At 41.4% G+C, this 18,143-nt stretch carries 14 protein-coding genes and 1 pseudogene; 1 reads left to right on the plus strand and 14 read right to left on the minus strand.

Annotated elements, in window-relative coordinates:
- Nucleotides 1-333: 333 nt before the first annotated feature.
- The 6 genes and pseudogenes from radA to purM all read right to left on the minus strand — a co-directional run bounded on the left by radA (nucleotide 334) and on the right by purM (nucleotide 7,757).
- Nucleotides 334-1,684 (minus strand): annotated as a pseudogene (radA, locus tag DXA07_RS05790) (DNA repair protein RadA).
- Nucleotides 1,685-1,692: 8 nt separating this feature from the next.
- Nucleotides 1,693-2,109, minus strand: coding sequence for a hypothetical protein (locus DXA07_RS05795; RefSeq protein WP_021944051.1), 417 nt, complete (start codon nucleotides 2,107-2,109; stop codon nucleotides 1,693-1,695).
- A 128-nt stretch (nucleotides 2,110-2,237) separates the two neighbouring features.
- Nucleotides 2,238-4,691, minus strand: coding sequence for an ATP-dependent Clp protease ATP-binding subunit (locus tag DXA07_RS05800; RefSeq protein ID WP_117808362.1), 2,454 nt, complete (start codon nucleotides 4,689-4,691; stop codon nucleotides 2,238-2,240).
- A 134-nt stretch (nucleotides 4,692-4,825) separates the two neighbouring features.
- A complete protein-coding gene (gene purD, locus DXA07_RS05805) occupies nucleotides 4,826-6,097 on the minus strand; it encodes a phosphoribosylamine--glycine ligase (RefSeq protein ID WP_117808363.1) in 1,272 nt (423 codons plus the stop codon).
- 14 nt (nucleotides 6,098-6,111) lie between these two features.
- Entirely contained in the window at nucleotides 6,112-6,738 is a 627-nt protein-coding gene (gene purN, locus DXA07_RS05810) for a phosphoribosylglycinamide formyltransferase (RefSeq protein ID WP_021944048.1), read from the minus strand.
- Entirely contained in the window at nucleotides 6,732-7,757 is a 1,026-nt protein-coding gene (gene purM / locus DXA07_RS05815) for a phosphoribosylformylglycinamidine cyclo-ligase (RefSeq protein ID WP_021944047.1), read from the minus strand. Before purM ends, purN begins: the two co-directional genes overlap by 7 nt.
- A 284-nt stretch (nucleotides 7,758-8,041) precedes the next feature.
- Between purM and DXA07_RS05820 the strand changes: the two genes are divergently transcribed.
- Nucleotides 8,042-10,342, plus strand: coding sequence for a GGDEF domain-containing protein (locus tag DXA07_RS05820; protein ID WP_118483828.1), 2,301 nt, complete (start codon nucleotides 8,042-8,044; stop codon nucleotides 10,340-10,342).
- Between the two features lie 134 nt (nucleotides 10,343-10,476).
- On the opposite strand, the gene DXA07_RS05825 is transcribed toward DXA07_RS05820, so the two are convergent.
- From DXA07_RS05825 to DXA07_RS05860, 8 genes are all read right to left on the minus strand, one after another.
- Nucleotides 10,477-12,603: an aminopeptidase gene (locus tag DXA07_RS05825; protein ID WP_117808365.1), complete on the minus strand. Its 2,127-nt coding sequence runs from the start codon at nucleotides 12,601-12,603 to the stop codon at nucleotides 10,477-10,479.
- Entirely contained in the window at nucleotides 12,600-13,196 is a 597-nt protein-coding gene (locus tag DXA07_RS05830) for an HD domain-containing protein (RefSeq protein WP_021944044.1), read from the minus strand. Before DXA07_RS05830 ends, DXA07_RS05825 begins: the two co-directional genes overlap by 4 nt.
- Before the next feature lie 4 nt (nucleotides 13,197-13,200).
- The gene (locus DXA07_RS05835; protein ID WP_021944043.1) at nucleotides 13,201-13,512 is read right to left on the minus strand and encodes a hypothetical protein; all 312 of its coding nucleotides are present in this window, start codon (nucleotides 13,510-13,512) and stop codon (nucleotides 13,201-13,203) included.
- On the minus strand, nucleotides 13,499-13,975 hold the full coding sequence (locus DXA07_RS05840; protein ID WP_242996126.1) for a VanZ family protein: 477 nt from the start codon (nucleotides 13,973-13,975) through the stop codon (nucleotides 13,499-13,501). Before DXA07_RS05840 ends, DXA07_RS05835 begins: the two co-directional genes overlap by 14 nt.
- A gap of 20 nt (nucleotides 13,976-13,995) precedes the next feature.
- A complete protein-coding gene (coaBC, locus tag DXA07_RS05845) occupies nucleotides 13,996-15,222 on the minus strand; it encodes a bifunctional phosphopantothenoylcysteine decarboxylase/phosphopantothenate--cysteine ligase CoaBC (RefSeq protein ID WP_021944041.1) in 1,227 nt (408 codons plus the stop codon).
- Between the two features lie 66 nt (nucleotides 15,223-15,288).
- Complete coding sequence (panC, locus tag DXA07_RS05850; RefSeq protein WP_117808366.1) at nucleotides 15,289-16,140, minus strand: pantoate--beta-alanine ligase; 852 nt, start codon at nucleotides 16,138-16,140, stop codon at nucleotides 15,289-15,291.
- A gap of 66 nt (nucleotides 16,141-16,206) precedes the next feature.
- Nucleotides 16,207-17,034: a 3-methyl-2-oxobutanoate hydroxymethyltransferase gene (gene panB, locus DXA07_RS05855; protein ID WP_117808367.1), complete on the minus strand. Its 828-nt coding sequence runs from the start codon at nucleotides 17,032-17,034 to the stop codon at nucleotides 16,207-16,209.
- Nucleotides 17,035-17,150: 116 nt separating this feature from the next.
- Complete coding sequence (locus DXA07_RS05860) at nucleotides 17,151-18,035, minus strand: Rossmann-like and DUF2520 domain-containing protein (RefSeq protein WP_118483829.1); 885 nt, start codon at nucleotides 18,033-18,035, stop codon at nucleotides 17,151-17,153.
- Nucleotides 18,036-18,143 lie beyond the last annotated feature (108 nt).

The following is an 18,143-nucleotide window of genomic DNA, read 5'->3' on the forward strand; positions in this document are numbered from 1 at the left end:
TTTGTATCAGACTTGCGTCTGTTACGTTCTTTTTGAAATTCTTTATTTGGAATTTCAGGGTTGTCATGTTGTTAATTTTTCAAGGTTCTTTGTTGTCGAACTCATCAGCGACAACTTCTATATGTTATCACATTCAGTGTTCTTTGTCAACAACTTTTTTACTTTCTTTTTTGATGTTCTGCATGCTTTCCAGATGAGAATCATCATGAAATATGTAAGTTGTGATCTTTGTTCGTTCGGTGTTTCGTACCGCGAACAGTTGATATAATACTAAATCAGACGTCAGATGTCAACACTTTTTTTGACAAAAATTGTATTAAAATAAATACAATCTTATATATACTCTAACGCCTGACTGATATTCGATACTCCTACTACTTTTATGCCCTCTATACTCTTAAGATGCTCTGCATTTGTCTTTGGCATAATACATGTCCGGAAACCCATTTTCACAGCTTCTCTTACACGCTGCTCTGCTGCGGATACGCCACGAACTTCTCCTGAAAGTCCTACTTCACCGAATACGACCATACTCTCATCCAATGGACGATTACGAAAACTGGAAACAAGTGCAAATACAATTCCAAGATCTGCTGCCGGATCATCAAGCCGCATACCACCGGCTATATTGACATATGCATCACTTCCTGATAACACCATCCCCGCTCTCTTTTCAAGTACCGCAAGAAGAAGGTTCACACGATTATAGTCCAAACCAACTGTTGTACGTCTCGGTAGATTAAAGCTGGTCTGGCAGACCAGTGCCTGGATCTCCAACAGGATCGGTCTGGTTCCTTCTAAAGAACATACCACAACCGAACCGGATGTCTGAAGCGGTCTGCCTGCCAGCATAACCTCGATGGATTATTCACCTCTGATAAGCCGGTTTCAAGCATTTCAAATACACCGATCTCATTCGTTGATCCAAATCGGTTCTTTACCGCACGAAGAATACGGAAGCCTGCATTACGATCGCCTTCAAAATACAACACCGTATCTACCATATGTTCCAGATTTCTCGGGCCTGCTACCGTTCCTTCCTTCGTAACATGTCCAACGATAAAGATCGCTATATCCATCTGTTTTGCCATCTGCATCAAACGTGCTGTTACTTCTTTTACCTGAGATACACTTCCCGGTGCCGAAGCAATATCTTCTACTACTATTGTCTGGATCGAGTCGATAACAATAACCTTCGGTCTGTCCTTCTTAACATATTCTTCTACATCTTCCAGATATTTACGCACAAAAGCAGCATATTCTTCTGAAATGTACCAATTCGTTCCGCGCGCATCTTGATCTGTGACAAAGATTCCTCGCCTGAAACATAGAGGATCTTATGACCGTCCGCTGATAGATTTCTGCACATCTGAAGCAGGATTGTCGACTTACCGATACCGGGATCTCCCCCTACCAAAACAAGAGAACCGTTTACGATTCCTCCTCCAAGTACTCTGTTCAATTCTTCCAGTCCTGTGGAAAATCTTGTCTCATCAGCCGTTTTTACTTCTAAAATACTTGTAGGCACCACAGCAGTCCGTCCTCCGGACTGTTTTCTGGCGCCTACCGTTACTTTTTCTTCACAGAACGTATTCCAGGATCTGCATCCCGGACACTGTCCCATCCATTTTGCTGACTCAAATCCACATTCCCGGCAAAAAAAGATCTGTTTTTCTTTTGCCATATAAACTCCTAGTCAAATGCTTTTCTGACGTCTACCTTTACTTCTCTGCCCGGTTCAAGATCTACACTGATGCTTAACTTGCCACCGAGATTTGTTTTATTCTTTCCTACATATATATCATCAATATGAATCTTGTAATCTGTTTCCGGTTCCAGCTCCAGTGTAATAGATGAGGTCTCTGTTCCTTCTACTATAAATGATACATCTTCTTCTGATGAACGGAAGCCATGTACTGCTGTACCCGGTACTGATTCATATACAAACATACCATTCTTCTCAAGCTTGGTGATCTCATTGAAAGTCTTGATCTTATAGATATCACCTTTATATTCAATACCATCTTTCTTTGTCTTTGTTGCTAATTCATAATTTCCGAAATCCAGTGAATCGGACTCTATGTTAATTAAATCGTTGATTACTGACATTTTTATCCTCCTGTACATTATACTCATGCCTTACCCGGCACTTTTATAATCTGATTATACAATAATGCTCCGGCTTTTGCCACACCAAATATAATCAGTTCACAATTATTTTATAGAATTGGAAGCAACTACTTTTCAGGTTCATTTTTTACTGCAAACTTCACCTTATCGTTGCGCACAGTCACCTGAACGGTATCTCCCCGTTTAATCTCACCTTTTAAGACTGCTTCTGCAAGCACATCTTCTATATTCGTCTGAATCGCACGTTTCAACGGTCTTGCTCCGTATTTCTTATCGTAGCCTTTCTCAAAGATCAGTTTCTTAACTGCATCTCCAAACTTCAACTGAATCTCCATCTGCGATGCAACACGCTGCTTTAATTCTTTTAATAGAAGATTTGAAATATTTCTTACATCATCCTCTGTCAGTGCTCGGAATACGATAATGTCGTCAATACGGTTCAAGAACTCCGGCTTGAAGTTCTGTTTTACCTCATCCATAACATTCTTCTTCATATCTTCGTGCTCTGTATCTGCATTTGACGCAGTAACAAATCCAAGCTTCTTCGGATCAATAATCCTCTGTGCGCCAGTATTCGATGTCATGATAATGATCGTGTTCTTAAAATCTACTTTTCTGCCCTGAGAATCTGTAATATGTCCATCATCCAGTACCTGCAATAATATATTAAACACATCACTGTGTGCCTTTTCTATCTCATCAAACAATATAACAGAGTACGGATTGGAACGAACCTTCTCACTAAGCTGTCCACCTTCCTCAAAGCCAACATAGCCCGGAGGTGACCCGATCAGCTTCGACACACTGTGTTTCTCCATATACTCCGACATATCGACACGGATCAGCGCGTCCTCGCTGCCGAATACCGCTTCTGCAAGAGCCTTCGACAATTCAGTCTTACCTACGCCGGTAGGCCCAAGGAATAAGAACGAACCAACCGGACGTTTTGGATCTTTTAAGCCTACACGACTTCTCTTAATCGCCTTTGCTACCGCATCAACTGCTTCATTCTGACCGACAACTCTCTTATGCAGCTCCTCTTCCAGACGTTCCAGACGTTTGGATTCCTGTTCGGTCAGTTTATTTACCGGAATCTTCGTCCATACAGATACAACATCCGCAATATCCTCTGCATCTACTACAACACTTTTCGCATTTTTATTCTGCTTCATTTTATCGAGCTTTGTTTCCAGTTTTCTCTGTTTCTTTAACAGTTCTGCCGCTTCATCGATATCTCCAGCCTCTAAAAGGTTCTCAATATCATCGGAAAACGCCTGTATCTCAAGCTCCAATGGCAGAGTCTTCTTTGCTTTCTTTCCAAATCCCAGACGTTTTCTGGAACATGCTTCATCCATCAGATCAATGGCTTTATCCGGCAGGAAACGGTCACTGATATATCGAACCGATAATGATACCGCTGCTTCCAGTGCCTGATCACTGATCTCTACATGATGATGTTCCTCGTATGCAGAGCGAAGTCCCTTTAAGATCTCTACTGTTTCTTCATTGGTCGGCTCTTCCACATAGACCGGCTGAAATCTTCGCTCCAACGCTGCATCCTTTTCTATATATTTTCTGTATTCTGCACGTGTCGTCGCTCCGATCATCTGGATCTCTCCGCGCGATAAGGATGGTTTTAAGATATTAGATGCATCGATTGCTCCCTCTGCTCCACCGGCTCCGATGATCGTATGAAGCTCATCCACAAACAGAATGACGTTTCCGGCATTTTTTACCTCTGCGATCACCTTCTTGATCCGTTCCTCAAATTCTCCACGGTACTTGGAACCCGCTACCATACTGGATAAATCTAGCGACAACAGTCGCTTATCCCGTACTGTATCCGGCACATCTCCTGCAGCGATCAGGTAAGCAATCCCCTCTGCTACCGCAGTCTTACCTACACCCGGTTCTCCAACCATACATGGGTTGTTCTTCATACGTCTGCTTAAAATCTGAAGCACACGCTCTATCTCTTTCTCTCTGCCTATAACCGGATCTAGATTTCCCATACGGGCATCCATCGTCATATCTCTGGAGAACTGATCCAACGTCGGTGTTGCCGATGCCTTGGATTTATTCTTTCCCTTTTTCAGACTTACAAATTCTTTTTTTGCCGTACTGCCATCCACTCCACATGCAGACATGATGTCTACATATATTTTCTGTATATTTGCCTTTAATGACAGTATGATTTTTACCGCCGTACAATCCAGATGCTTCAAAATGGCAATCAGAAGATGCTCGCTTCCTACCTCTGTACTTTCCAGACGTTTTGCTTCATTTCCCGCAAGCTCCAGGATCGACTCTGCGGATTTTGTATATTTGCTTTTCTCTGCGCCAAAGGTTCCTCCGGCTAATGGTATCTGGCTTAAGATATTAATGATCGACTGTATCGTTACTCCATTTTCCTGTAAAACAACAAACGGTGCCGTATCACTGACAAAGGTAAGTGCCATCAACAGATGTTCACTTCCTATATAGTTCTGCCCCAGCTTCTTGGATATCCGTTTGGCTTCTTTTAATATTTCCTGTAATTTTTCACTGTTTGGAAGTTTCAAATTATGTCACCTCTTTTTTCATAGTATATGACATTTTCTGCCTACTATCTTCTGTTATGATACAAAAGTCCCCGGCTCCCATATATTAGTATGTTCCCCAGAGACTTTTTCTTTCGTATATCTTTCAATAATAATTAACACTCATCAATCGCTTTACCGATATCATGGCGCATATATTTATTCTCAAATGTGATCCACCCGGTTGCCTTGTATGCATTTGCACGGGCTTCATGAAGATCCTTTCCTGTAGCTGTTACTCCAAGTACACGACCGCCATTTGTTACAACCTTGCCGTTTTCAAACTTGGTTCCGGCATGGAATACATAGTATCCTTCCTTGTCTTTGAACGTCTCAAGGCCTGAGATCGGATAGCCTTTCTTATAGGAAACCGGATAACCGTCAGATGCAAGTACTACACATACAGCAGCGTTGTCTTCAAATTCAAGTTCTACCTGATCCAGTGTTCCGTCAATACAAGCCTCAAATACATCAATGATATCATTCTTCATTCTAGGAAGAACAACCTGCGCCTCCGGATCTCCAAATCTTGCATTATATTCCAGTACCTTTACGCCCTGTGGCGTGATCATAAGTCCGCAGAATAACACGCCTTTGAATTCTCTTTTCTCTGCCTTCATGGCTGCCATTGTAGGCTTGTATATATTCTCCATGCAGTAATCTGCAATCTCATCTGTATAGAATGGGCTTGGTGAAAATGTTCCCATTCCACCGGTATTCAATCCTTGATCACCGTCCTGTGCACGCTTATGATCCTGTGCGGAGGTCATAGGTTTGATCGTTGTACCATCACAGAATGCAAGAACAGACACCTCACGTCCTGTCATGAATTCCTCGATAACCATAGTATTTCCCGCATTTCCAAAATGCTTATCCAGCATGATCTCTTTTACACCGGCTTTTGCTTCTTCCAGATCCTTACAGATCAGAACACCTTTACCAAGTGCCAGTCCATCTGCCTTTAATACGATCGGGAAGCTTGCCGTTTCAAGATATGCAAGTGCTGATTCTGCATCTGTAAAATTCTCATATGCGGCTGTAGGTATATTGTATTTTTTCATAAGATCCTTGGAAAATGCCTTTGAACCTTCGATGATCGCTGCATTTGCTCGAGGACCGAATGCACGGATGCCCGCTGCTTCAAATGCATCAACTGCGCCGGCAACCAACGGGTCATCCGGAGCTACAACTGCAAGATCAACTGCTTCCTTCTTTGCGAAATCAACCAGTTTATCAAATTCCATAACACCGATATCCACACATTCTGCCAATTCTGCAATACCTGCATTTCCCGGTGCACAATAGATTTTTGTTACTTTACTGCTCTTTGCAATACTTGTAATAATAGCATGCTCTCTTCCGCCGCCACCTACAACTAAAATCTTCATTTGTTTTCCTCCTGTCAGTCTTCTACAACTGTTATGCCGTCTTCGATCCGAACCTTTCCATGTGCAATCTTATCAATAGCAGCAGGTAGAATATTCCACTCTGCCTGCTCCATGACTCTCTGCTGAAGCACCTTCGGAGTATCTCCGTTTTGTACCGCAACCGCTTTCTGCATAATGATCGGACCGGTATCGGTTCCTTTATCTACAAAATGTACTGTAGCACCTACTACTTTTACACCTCTTTTTAACGCTGCCTCATGAACCTTGAGTCCATAATAGCCTGTACCACAAAAAGCAGGAATCAGAGAAGGATGGATATTGATAATCCGGTTCTCAAATGCATCAATCACAATCTCCGGAATAACTACAAGGTATCCCGCAAGTACGATCAGATCCGGATTCACTTCCTGTAAAATCTTCAACAGGTTCTCATTAAATACATCTCTTGTTTCAAAATCCTTTGGTGATACTACGATATCTTTTATACCTGCCTGTTTTGCACGTTCCAGTGCATAGGCATTTCTATTATTACTGATAACTGCTGCGATCTCGGTGTCTGTGATCTTTCCTGCTGCGATTGCATCAATGATCGCCTGTAAGTTCGTACCGCCACCGGAAACCAGAACTGCTATTCTTAGCATAAATCTACTCCCTTTTCACCGGCTACTACTGTACCGAGAACAAATGCCTTGTCTCCGGCACTCTCTATAGCTGCTATTGTCTTATCTGCATCTGTAGGATCTATTGCAAGGCACATACCAACTCCCATGTTATACGTATTGTACATCATATGCTCATCTATATCGCCCTTCTTTGCAAGGAGCTTGAATATAGCAGGCACTTCATATGAGTCCTTCTTCACCTGCGCACGAGCTCCGTCCGGAAGCATTCTTGGAATGTTCTCATAGAAGCCACCGCCTGTGATGTGGCTGCAACCCTTAATCATTACACCGGCATCCTTTACTGCCTTTAATGCTTTTACATAAATTCTTGTCGGAGCAAGAAGTGCTTCGCCAAGTGTTGTTCCAAGTTCATCATAATATGTATCCAGAGATTCCTTTGTCATCTCAAATACTTTACGAACCAGTGAGAAACCATTGCTGTGTACACCGCTTGAAGCGATACCGATCAATGTATCTCCGGCTTTGATATTCTCTCCTGTGATAAGTTCATCCTTCTCTACGACACCAACAGCAAATCCTGCAAGGTCATACTCATTCTCCGGCATAAGCCCCGGATGCTCAGCTGTCTCGCCGCCAACTAAAGCTGCGCCGGACTGGTTACAGCCTTCTGCAACACCACTTACGATCGTAGCGATCTTTTCCGGATAATTCTTACCACATGCTATATAATCCAGGAAGAAAAGAGGTTCTCCACCAGAACATGCAATATCATTCACACACATAGCCACAGCATCGATTCCGATCGTATCGTGCTTATCCATGATATATGCAAGCTGTACTTTTGTACCGCATCCATCTGTTCCAGACAGTAATACAGGCTCTTTCATCTCTTTGATCTTTGCAAGACTGAACGCACCAGCAAAACCTCCGATACCACCTAATACCTCTGGTCTCATGGTTGTCTTGATGTGCTTCTTCATAAGTTCTACTGACTTATATCCTGCCTCAATATCAACGCCGGCATTCTTGTAATCCATTGTAAAATCCTCCTGTTTTATCCATTATAAAGTGCATTTTCATGCCAATTGATTCTTATAAATTATACGGGATTAATTTCTGTTTGTAAAGAAGCCATTCTCACAAATATAGCAGTCCAAAACAGGGCTCTGTTCGGCACAATTTTGTTTATCAGCAAGGCGTGTTTTCTTTTTTTGAAAAATACTATATAAATATCAAATATAATTTGATAATGATTCCCATTTATGGTAGTATAATGTTATATGCAGAGTAACTGTTTTTTTCGTTAACAAGAGGTAGTTGTATGACAAATAATAGATTAAACATCGGATTATTCATATGTCATCTCGACAATGAATATGCAAATGAAATATGTAAAGGAGCTGAATACGCAGCGAAAGAGCTGGACGTGAATCTTATCGTCTTTCCGGGCATGTTTTTAAATGCTTCATTTAACGATCCTGAAAACGAAATTTATGATTATCAGTACAACTCTGTTTTTTATTATGCTAAAAAAGAAAATCTGGATGCCCTGATCGTGTCCGTTGGTACGATCGCATCTTTTATATCACAAAAAAGTATTGAAGCATTTTTGGATACTTTTAAAGATATTCCAATCCTTACTCTGGAATCTAAGGTTTCAGGTTATCCTTGTTTACAGACCGACAGTACTGCCGGTCTTCGAGATGCCATCGAACATCTGATTATTCATCACAACCGAAAGCATATCTGTTTTGTTGCCGGAAGAAAGACAAATGAAGATGCTCTGGAACGTTTGAATGTATACCGAACTACAATGAAAGCTCACAACATTCCGGTCACTGAAGATATGATCGTATACGGTGATTATTCTGAATACAGTCGTGAGATTGTCGGTAAACTGCTTGATGATAACCCAGATGCGGATGCTATTATTTTCTCTAACGATCAGATGGCTATCGGTGGCTATCAGGAATTGAAAAGCCGTAACATCCGAATCGGAGCTGATATCAGTGTAATCGGTTTTGACAACTCTCCCGGTTCCGTAACTATGGTTCCACCCCTTACAACCGTAAACGCGAACACCCCTGCATTGGGCTATCGTGCCGTTGGCAAGATCATTCAGGATATTAAGGCAGGCGAATTCTGTTCTTCTGTCTTGGATTCCCACTTTGTAAAACGATTATCATGTGGGTGCAGTCTGCATGAAAATACCGAACATATGCCGATTGACAGTTTCTCTACTGTATCAGATATTCTGGAATACTGTGACGATTCTATTTTAGGCAATATTAAAAACAGCTTTTTTGGTACGATTGTTCTTGATCAGATCAATAGCATCTGGAAGGATATAATAGAAATTGCCATTTTACCAAAGGCTAAACCATATCCAAAGAATCTGATCGTAGACAAACTGATGACATTATTGTCATCTCCTGTCACAAGTTTCTTTTCAGTAACCAATATTGCATTTTCATTCCGTTGTTTTTCCGGTGTCATCATAGCATTAATCAACGATCCGGATAAACGGTCTGAATACTATCGGCTAAATTCTCATATTACAAGTGCTATCGCACAGTTTTTGTCAACTTCTTTGTACCAACAGGAACATGACAGCAAAACGGGATCATGGTCTTCAATCTATATTACAAGAGATACTCTTACATATGGAACCGATACAGCAAAAACCTTTTCATCTATGCTTGCTAAATTAAAAGACCTTGGATTTGCAGCATCTTATTTATATGCGTATGATGAACCCGTCGCCATTCAACCGGACGGAAGCTGGAAAACGCCGGATACTTTGTATCTTCAAGCTTTTTACAATCCAAAACATACAGCTGTTTTATCAGGTGAAACACGTCGTATTGCATCTACCGATATCTTTGACAATGAATATACCGGTTTTGAAGATAGATTTACCGCTGTTATTGTTCCTATTTTTACAAATGAACAACATCATGGTCTGTTTGTATGCAATACAGATGTAGATCACTTTGGACACATTTATACAACTTCTCTTCATCTTGGGGCTTCTTTTAAATATTTATCACTTTTAAAAGAACAGATCCAGACAAAAGAACAATTAGTAATGTCCTTAAGTGAGATCCATGAAAAAAATGAGCTGTTAAATCACCTGTCTACCTCCGATGAACTGACCGGCGTCAATAACAGACGTGGATTAATGGAAAAAGTGGAATACCTGATCAATAAACCTGCCAATCATGGACGTAAGGCAATGCTACTGTTTGCAGACATGGACAGCTTAAAGATCGTAAACGATAAATTCGGACACAACGATGGAGATTTTGCTTTAAAGAATATTGCAAATATCCTGATGACAAGTTTCCGGGCGAGTGACATTGTCGGTCGAATCGGCGGTGATGAGTTTGTATGTTTTGCTTTCATTGATGATCTTGATTTTCCTAAGACTGTACAGGCAAGGATTCAGGAATTGTCCAATGAATTAAATGAAACCTGTGACAAACCATATTATATCGAAATGAGTGTCGGTGTATCGGAATTTTCCTGCGATCCGAATATCAAGATTGAGGATCTGTTAAGCCAGGCAGACAGCGCACTGTATTCAAATAAACGATATAAGCGAATGTCTGTTTTAAAATAATAAAATACGATACGAATACTAACTTCTTTATAAAAGCACAGCTAAACGCTATGAAATAAAATAAACCATATAAATGACAGCTTCTCTCCCATGTTCAGGATGATGAATCTACTCTCATTTATATGGTTTATTTTTTATTCCGCCTCTTTAAACGGCTCATTTAACATCTCGGTTCCCGGAAGAACAAATCTGCCATTTTCGATAATGGCAACTCTCGTTCCATCTGCATGAACCGAATAAATGCCTCCGATCTCATCATATGGTATCGTAATATCGGTATGGCAGTTAAAATATGCCTTGCTGATATCCGTCTTTCGAAGGATCGAGCACTCATTATCCTTTGCAACGATTTCCTTGCCGTCCGGATTATGAAGGATATTTTCTTCGCTCCAGCTATAGCAGGTATCACCGACTGCAAAATGCGGTCCCATCTTCTCTACGATCAGTATCGGCAATTTATATACCATGTTATATTTATTTGCAAGTACATATGCGGTCGTATTCGTTCCGATCGCAAACTCTCCGATCGGCAGTGTATCCCGTCCGCCCAAAAGATTATCCTTTACAAATTTTACATTATCTTCTTCTCTGTCAAAGTTCTTACAGGTGTAAGTTTTGATCTTTCCATCTTCAAAGGTCAGCTTGAGATCAACATATTTCAGATCATTCAGATAGACCTCACTCACATTTAAAACTCCATGCGTTCCGGTAAGCCTCGGCGATGTAAAAACCTCGCCAAGAGGAATATTCACATCCGCCAGACAGTTCTCAAAATTTGTCTCTATCTCCGGGTGCTCTAACACATGCAGCATTACCTTCATATCAGTCTGATTACCATTCTGTCCGATCACATGTACCCATTCTGCCTGATCCAACTCATTGATGATCATCTGGTGAATCGGACGGTATACATTACTTTCCAGATTGTTGATCCGGATGATCTGTTCAAATATATCTTCATAATCATCTCCGATCTCAGGCATTGGATATGCGATGATCGTAAAGCTGTACTCATCTCCCGGTATATATTCGTTCACAATCTGTGACAGTTCATTGGTATATTCCACACCAAGCTCCTGCTGCTTCTTGCTAAGCGTAAGCTGTCCCGGCTTGCTCACCGGTTCAAACGGTGTCTCACCAAATATCTCGATACACGCCGGTCCTGCATATACGGACGCCTCATATCTGTATTTCTCATAAGCGCCACGCATTATCTCTAATTTCCGTTCCATCAGCTTGCGATCAAGAAATAACGCCTGGTCCATCTGATGGTCGTAATCCATCTGCTTATTTACCGGAGTACCTACATAGCCGATCCGGTTCATTCTGGTCCGGTTGATGCGGTTCGTATCATAACGGAAACATAACGGTTCCAATCCCATATCACGGAACTGGAGGATCGCAGCTTTTACGATGCGCTCCATACCAATCGAATACCGGATATTTACATGCTTCTTTTTTGACATATCAATTCCGGCCGCTACAAAGCCCTGTCGAAATCCTTCTGTATAAGTCCGGGCAATCGACGCCACTTTTTCTGATGACATCCTGCGAAGAAACGCTTCCGTTTCCAATTCATTCTTTCCGATGTATTCTCCATATTCATATAAATAGCTGTTATCTCCGTCTTCACATTTCATGACAATATCTGTCGCAAAGGAAAGAATCGGATCCATCTTCTCACGCACACGATAATCCATGAAGAACTCCGCATAATCATGTTCAAAATAATAAATGGCATCTTTTACTGCTTTAACAGATGGAAAATCCTCAAAGATCCCATATACCTCCACAAACAATTCAAACCATACAGTAAGGTCTACAACTCTTCCTTCAAATGCTGCCGCGATCAGTCCATGGAATTCATAACAAAGAAATGTCAGATAGTCAGCAAATAAATATTCCCGCTTGTCTATGTCTTCAATCTCGTTCTCTGCTATTTTCTCACCAAACATCTGTCTGGTGTATTCATAGTTGCAATAACTCGTTTCGTAATTTTCAGGCATAACATCCTGATAAAGTGCTGCATTTATCTGCTGTAATTCGCCCGCTGTACAGCTCTCCGAAATGGGCATCCCACTTTTTACCTTTTCGATCACTTTATCTAACTGCAGTAAAAATTCTCCGGTTCTTACAAAATAATCCCGATACCGCATGTCCACTGTTTCTTCTTTTGTGATCGAACGGATCCGCTCAACCATCAGTTCGTAACGATCTTCGATATCTTCATATTCTGCTGTTATATCCTTATAATATGTCATTTATTGTCTCCCTTTATGTTTCCAAGTTGAATGTTCTTCCGGAACACCTCATCAATCACCTGATATAACGTCTCTGATCCCTCTGGTGTCCGCTTGTTTCTACCATACACCTGGTTCTCGAAAACGCCATGCTCTTTCCAGCTTTTTCCTCCAACGGCATCACTTAACATAACCGGCGCCAGATTATCCATTACATGTGCAAATTTGGCTTCCGGCGTCTGATACTCCTCAAATTCATCCCAGAGTCCACGAAGCTTCTTCGCCTGATCTTCCGGCAGGATATTAAATATCCGGTCAGCAGCCTTTAATTCCCGTTCTCTTTTTGTTGCATTTGCATTTTTATCATATGCATATGTATCACCTGCATCTATCTCGATCAGATCATGAACCAGCAGCATGGAAACCACTCTTAATACGTCAACCGGTTCATTTGAATATTCCGCCAGTAAGATTGCCATAAGTGCAATATGCCAGGAATGTTCTGCATCATCTTCTTTTCTGATTCCATCTGTCAGATACGTCTGTCTGACTACAAATTTGCTCTTGTCAACCTCCAGTATAAAATCCAGTTGTTTTTTCAGTCTCTCATCCACACTCTTATATTCCCTTCATAAAAAAGATGCCTGATATAATAAAAACTATGATATTCAGATAAACCGCCATTTTCTTAGATGTAACCCCACCTTCTTCTGCATGATACCCGATCACGCCGAATACAATTCCGGTAAATGCCATCAAAAAAGCACTGATCATCAATACCCCATAGATACGTTCTACCGTACCTCTTGATATAATGGATTTGATCACGGAAAGTATTATAAAGATTCCGCCCAAAATTCCCAATATATATGAAATGATCGTATCTCCTGAACTTCCGGGTGGAGAAACCCTGAAATCACTGTTTTTCAATCTTTTTACTCCTTTTTCTGTCAAATCGTGCCAGAATATAATATATGATATATCCAAGCATGCCGCCAAAGGTATTCATGATAATATCATCAACATCAAACACCCCAAGTTTTGTTATCAACTGTACCAGTTCAATACTTAACGAAAACGCAAATGCCGCCAGAGTCGCTGTAAAAAATCCGGTTTTTTTACCTCTGACCCAACGGATCAACATTCCAAATGGTACAAAAGCAAGAACATTTCCAACCAGATTCAACATCACGCTTGTGGTCGTCATATAACTTCTGTACTTTACGAAACGCTTAATCTCGAGAAACGGTGTCAGATTGTACCGCATCTCTTCATATCCATGTCCCCTTCCAAACATATCGCTGAATATCAGGAAATAAACAATGGATATACTGTATAAAATGAATAGCACCAGGCATAACACCCGCAGCTTTTTCTTATTTTCTATGCTCAACGCCAGCCTCCAGGTTAATATTATTTCCTCATTTTTATTAACTGGGTAAGAAGTCTGTCTGCACACTCCTCTTTACTCATCTGTGGCAATTCAATATCTTCATCCTGTGTGATCAATGTCAGCACATTGGTATCTGTTCCAAATCCAGCCCCCGCTGTCTTTAAGTTATTTGCTGCGACTATATCGATCTTCTTCTTTTCCAGTTTCTTTCTGGAATTCTCCAGCAGATTCTGTGTCTCCATCGAAAATCCGCATATAATCTGTCTGGCAAGTCTGCTGTCCCCATCTGTCTTTCTTGCCTCTTCTCTCTGCATTCCAAGGAATGCAAGAATATCTTTTGTTCTTGTAAGTGGAATGCTCATATCAGCATCCGATTTCTTGATCTTGTTATCTGATACTTCTGCCGGTTTGTAATCTGCAACGGCGGCAGCCTTGATAATGATATCCTGATCTGCACTGGCAGCCGTTACTGCTTCATACATATCCTGTGCAGAGGTAACCGGCACTACTGTTACGAATTCTGGCGGTGTGATCGCTACCTTTCCTGTTACAAGTGTCACATCCGCCCCACGAAGCATCGCCTGTCTGGCGATCGCATATCCCATTTTACCAGTTGAATGATTGGAAATAAAGCGAACCGGGTCGATTGCTTCCATCGTAGGACCTGCAGTAACAAGTACTTTTATTCCCTGCATATCCTTCTCTGCTGCAATATACTTTAATATATAATCAACTAACAACTGTTCATTCGGAAGCTTCCCCTTGCCTGTATCTCCACAGGCAAGGTATCCGCTTGCCGACTCTATGATCTCATAGCCGTAGGACTGTAATTTCCTGATGTTATCCTGAACGATCGGATTCTCTAACATATTCGTGTTCATTGCAGGTGCGATCAGTTTCGGACATTTTGCAGCCATGATCGTAGTACTCAACATATCATCGGCAATGCCGCCTGCGATCTTCCCAATAATATTTGCCGATGCAGGAGCAACCATAAAGATATCTGCCCGTTTTGCAAGTGCAACGTGTTCTACGTTAAACTGAAAATTACGGTCAAAGGTATCCACCAGACACTTATTTCCTGTTAAGGTCTCAAATGTGATCGGATTGATAAAATTGGTCGCATTTTCTGTCATGATGACATTTACATCTGCATGCAGTTTTACAAGCATACTGGCAACATTTGCCATCTTATATGCTGCTATACTTCCTGTTACACCTAAAACAACGGTCTTATTCTTTAACATCATTTTCTCCATTCTGCATCGTATCATTGAAAATCATTCTGTTCGGGACGAATGCTGATCCGGCTGTTATTTGTTCATATCAAGGATAAAGTTATCGATCAATCTTGCCTTGCCAAATCTGACTGCCATAGCACAAAGGACATGTCCCTCTACTATATCGATTGACTTCATGGTATCCATATCCACCATCTCAACATAATCAATATCTGCAAGTGGCTCTGATCCGATCAGGTCTTTCATTGCTGCTACAATCTTCTTCGCATCTCGCTCACCATCCGCGATCATCTGCTGTCCAAGCTTCACAGACTTGCTTAAGATCACTGCTGCCTGACGTTCTTCCGGCTTCAGATAAATATTTCTGGAACTCTTGGCAAGACCATCTGCCTCACGGATGATCGGACATCCAACAATCTCAATATCCATGTTCAGATCTATAACCATACGCATGATGATCGCAAGCTGCTGTGCATCCTTCTGACCAAAATAAGCACGATCCGGCTGAACGATATTGAATAATTTATTTACAACTGTACATACACCTTTGAAATGTACCGGACGAGTCAGTCCGCATAATGCATCCGGAAGCCCTGTCATATTGACATAAGAACAAAATCCCGGCTTATACATTTCTTCCGGTTCCGGATGAAAAATCACATCTGCACCTGTTGTCTCGCATAACTTTGCATCTGCATCAAGATCTCTTGGATAACTCTCCAGATCCTCTGTTGGTCCAAACTGCATCGGATTGACAAATACAGATACAACGGTTCTGTCATTCTGTTCTACGGATTTCCTGATCAGACTCTGATGTCCCTCATGGAGATATCCCATTGTTGGTACAAGTCCAACACTTAAGCCTTCTTTCTTCCATGCCTTAACCTGACTTCTTACTTCATCTACTGTTTTTAAAATCTTCATTTCTGATTTCCAGTCCTTTCCTGATCCTGTCTCCCGGTTTTTACCGGTTCAGGCAGCTTCTATCTCTTAGTATAATTTATCGATTACTTCATCATCAATTTTGTAGCAGTGTTCTTCTGCCGGAAATGTTCCATCGTCAATCTCTGCTATATAAGTCTTTACTGCTTCACGAATCACGTCTCCTGCATTAGCAAAATGCTTTACAAACTTCGGCTTGAAATCACTGAACATGCCAAGCATATCGTAAATTACAAGAACCTGTCCGTCGCATCCTGCTCCTGCTCCGATTCCGATCGTAGGAATGTTGATGCTCTCTGTTACAAGCTTTGCAAGCTTTGCAGGGACACACTCCAGTACCAGTAAAAACGCACCTGCTTCTTCTACTGCCTTGGCATCCTCGATCAGCTTCTTAGCTGCTGTTTCTGTCTTCCCCTGAACCTTAAAGCCACCAAAAGTATTGATCGACTGCGGAGTCAGTCCCAGATGTGCAACAACAGGGATTCCTGCTGATACGATTGCTTTAATCTGTGGACAGACTTCTTTACCACCTTCTAACTTTACAGCTCCGGCTCTGCCTTCCTTCATCAGACGACCTGCATTTACGACTGCGTCATATACACTGGTCTGATAGGACATAAATGGAAGATCAGTTACAACCAGTGCATTCTTGGCTCCTCTTGCAACGGCTGCGCTATGATGGATCATGTCTTCTACGGTTACAGAGATCGTATCCTCATATCCAAGGATTACATTTCCGAGGGAATCACCGACAAGGATCGTGTTGACTCCTGCTTCATCCAATAATCTTGCTGTCGTATAATCATACGCTGTCAGCATAGAAATCTTATGCCCGGAATTCTTCATCTGCATAATTGATGTTGTTGTGTTCTTCATACGTCTTATTCTCCTATTCTGAAATCATTTCATTTTTTGTTCATTTCAAAATCCAGCATTGCCATAACTTACTGCTTTCCCTGCCATTGTTCCAGACATTGCAGTATTCCCATTTCTCATTCCTGTCCTGAAAGAATTTTCTTCATCTCAGAATAATCACGGTCGGAATATTTCTGCTCTGCTAAAGCAAGTACAGCTTCTGATACGCTGATATAAATATGTTTCTCATTTGCATCAAGAACATTCAGATGTTTCTTTACTGTCGTTGTGTCATTTCTCTCGATCGGTCCGGTCAGACCTGCCACCGGGCCATCTTCTGCTATATGCGATGCATTTCCCATAAATAACGGAACAAGTGCCTGCTCTGCCTGTTTCTCTTCAAATCCGCAGTCTTCCAGTAATGAAACTGCCGATCCATACAGACCATTCACCAGATTGCTGGCAAATACTGCAGCCGCATGATATTTTGTTTTATTTTCTGTTGAGAGAAGTACACAGTCATTTCCTAAAAGACGAATAAAGCGGCAAAGTTTATTTCCCCACTCTTCAGCACCTTCCACGGTAAAAAAACATTTCTGCATTTCCCTGTAGGATTTTGTCGTTGAACTGATTGCATACATAGGATGAATCGAATAACCAAAAGCTCCTGCCTCTGTTATACCTGAAAAAATATTAGATGTCATTGCACCACTACAATGACAGATCAGTTTGCCCTTGATATCAAAGGCTTTTATGCTGTCCCATACTGCTTCTATCCTTCCATCCGGAACGGTAAGCATCAGGACGTCACTTGCACAAACGATCTTCTTCAGATCATCAAATGCTTCGGTATTGGTAAATGCTGCAGCTTCTTTTGCACTCTCCACCTGTCTGCTGTAATATCCGGATACGGCTACTGTCTCCGGAAGGTTCTTTTGTATCTCTTCTTTATTCAGCTTCTGTTCAAGATACTTTCCAAGTGTAAAGCCTACTTTGCCTGCACCGATAAATCCAATCCTCATATGATCACCTGCTATCGCCTGTTCTATCTGTGGTGTACAATCAGGTATAGTTTCTTTCGAATACCATCCGTCATTTACAATACCATTTACAAGATAAAAAGTAAAGCA

This window comes from Clostridium sp. AM54-37XD, assembly GCF_003478225.1.
Taxonomy (GTDB): Bacteria; Bacillota; Clostridia; order Lachnospirales; family Lachnospiraceae; genus Coprococcus; species Coprococcus ammoniilyticus.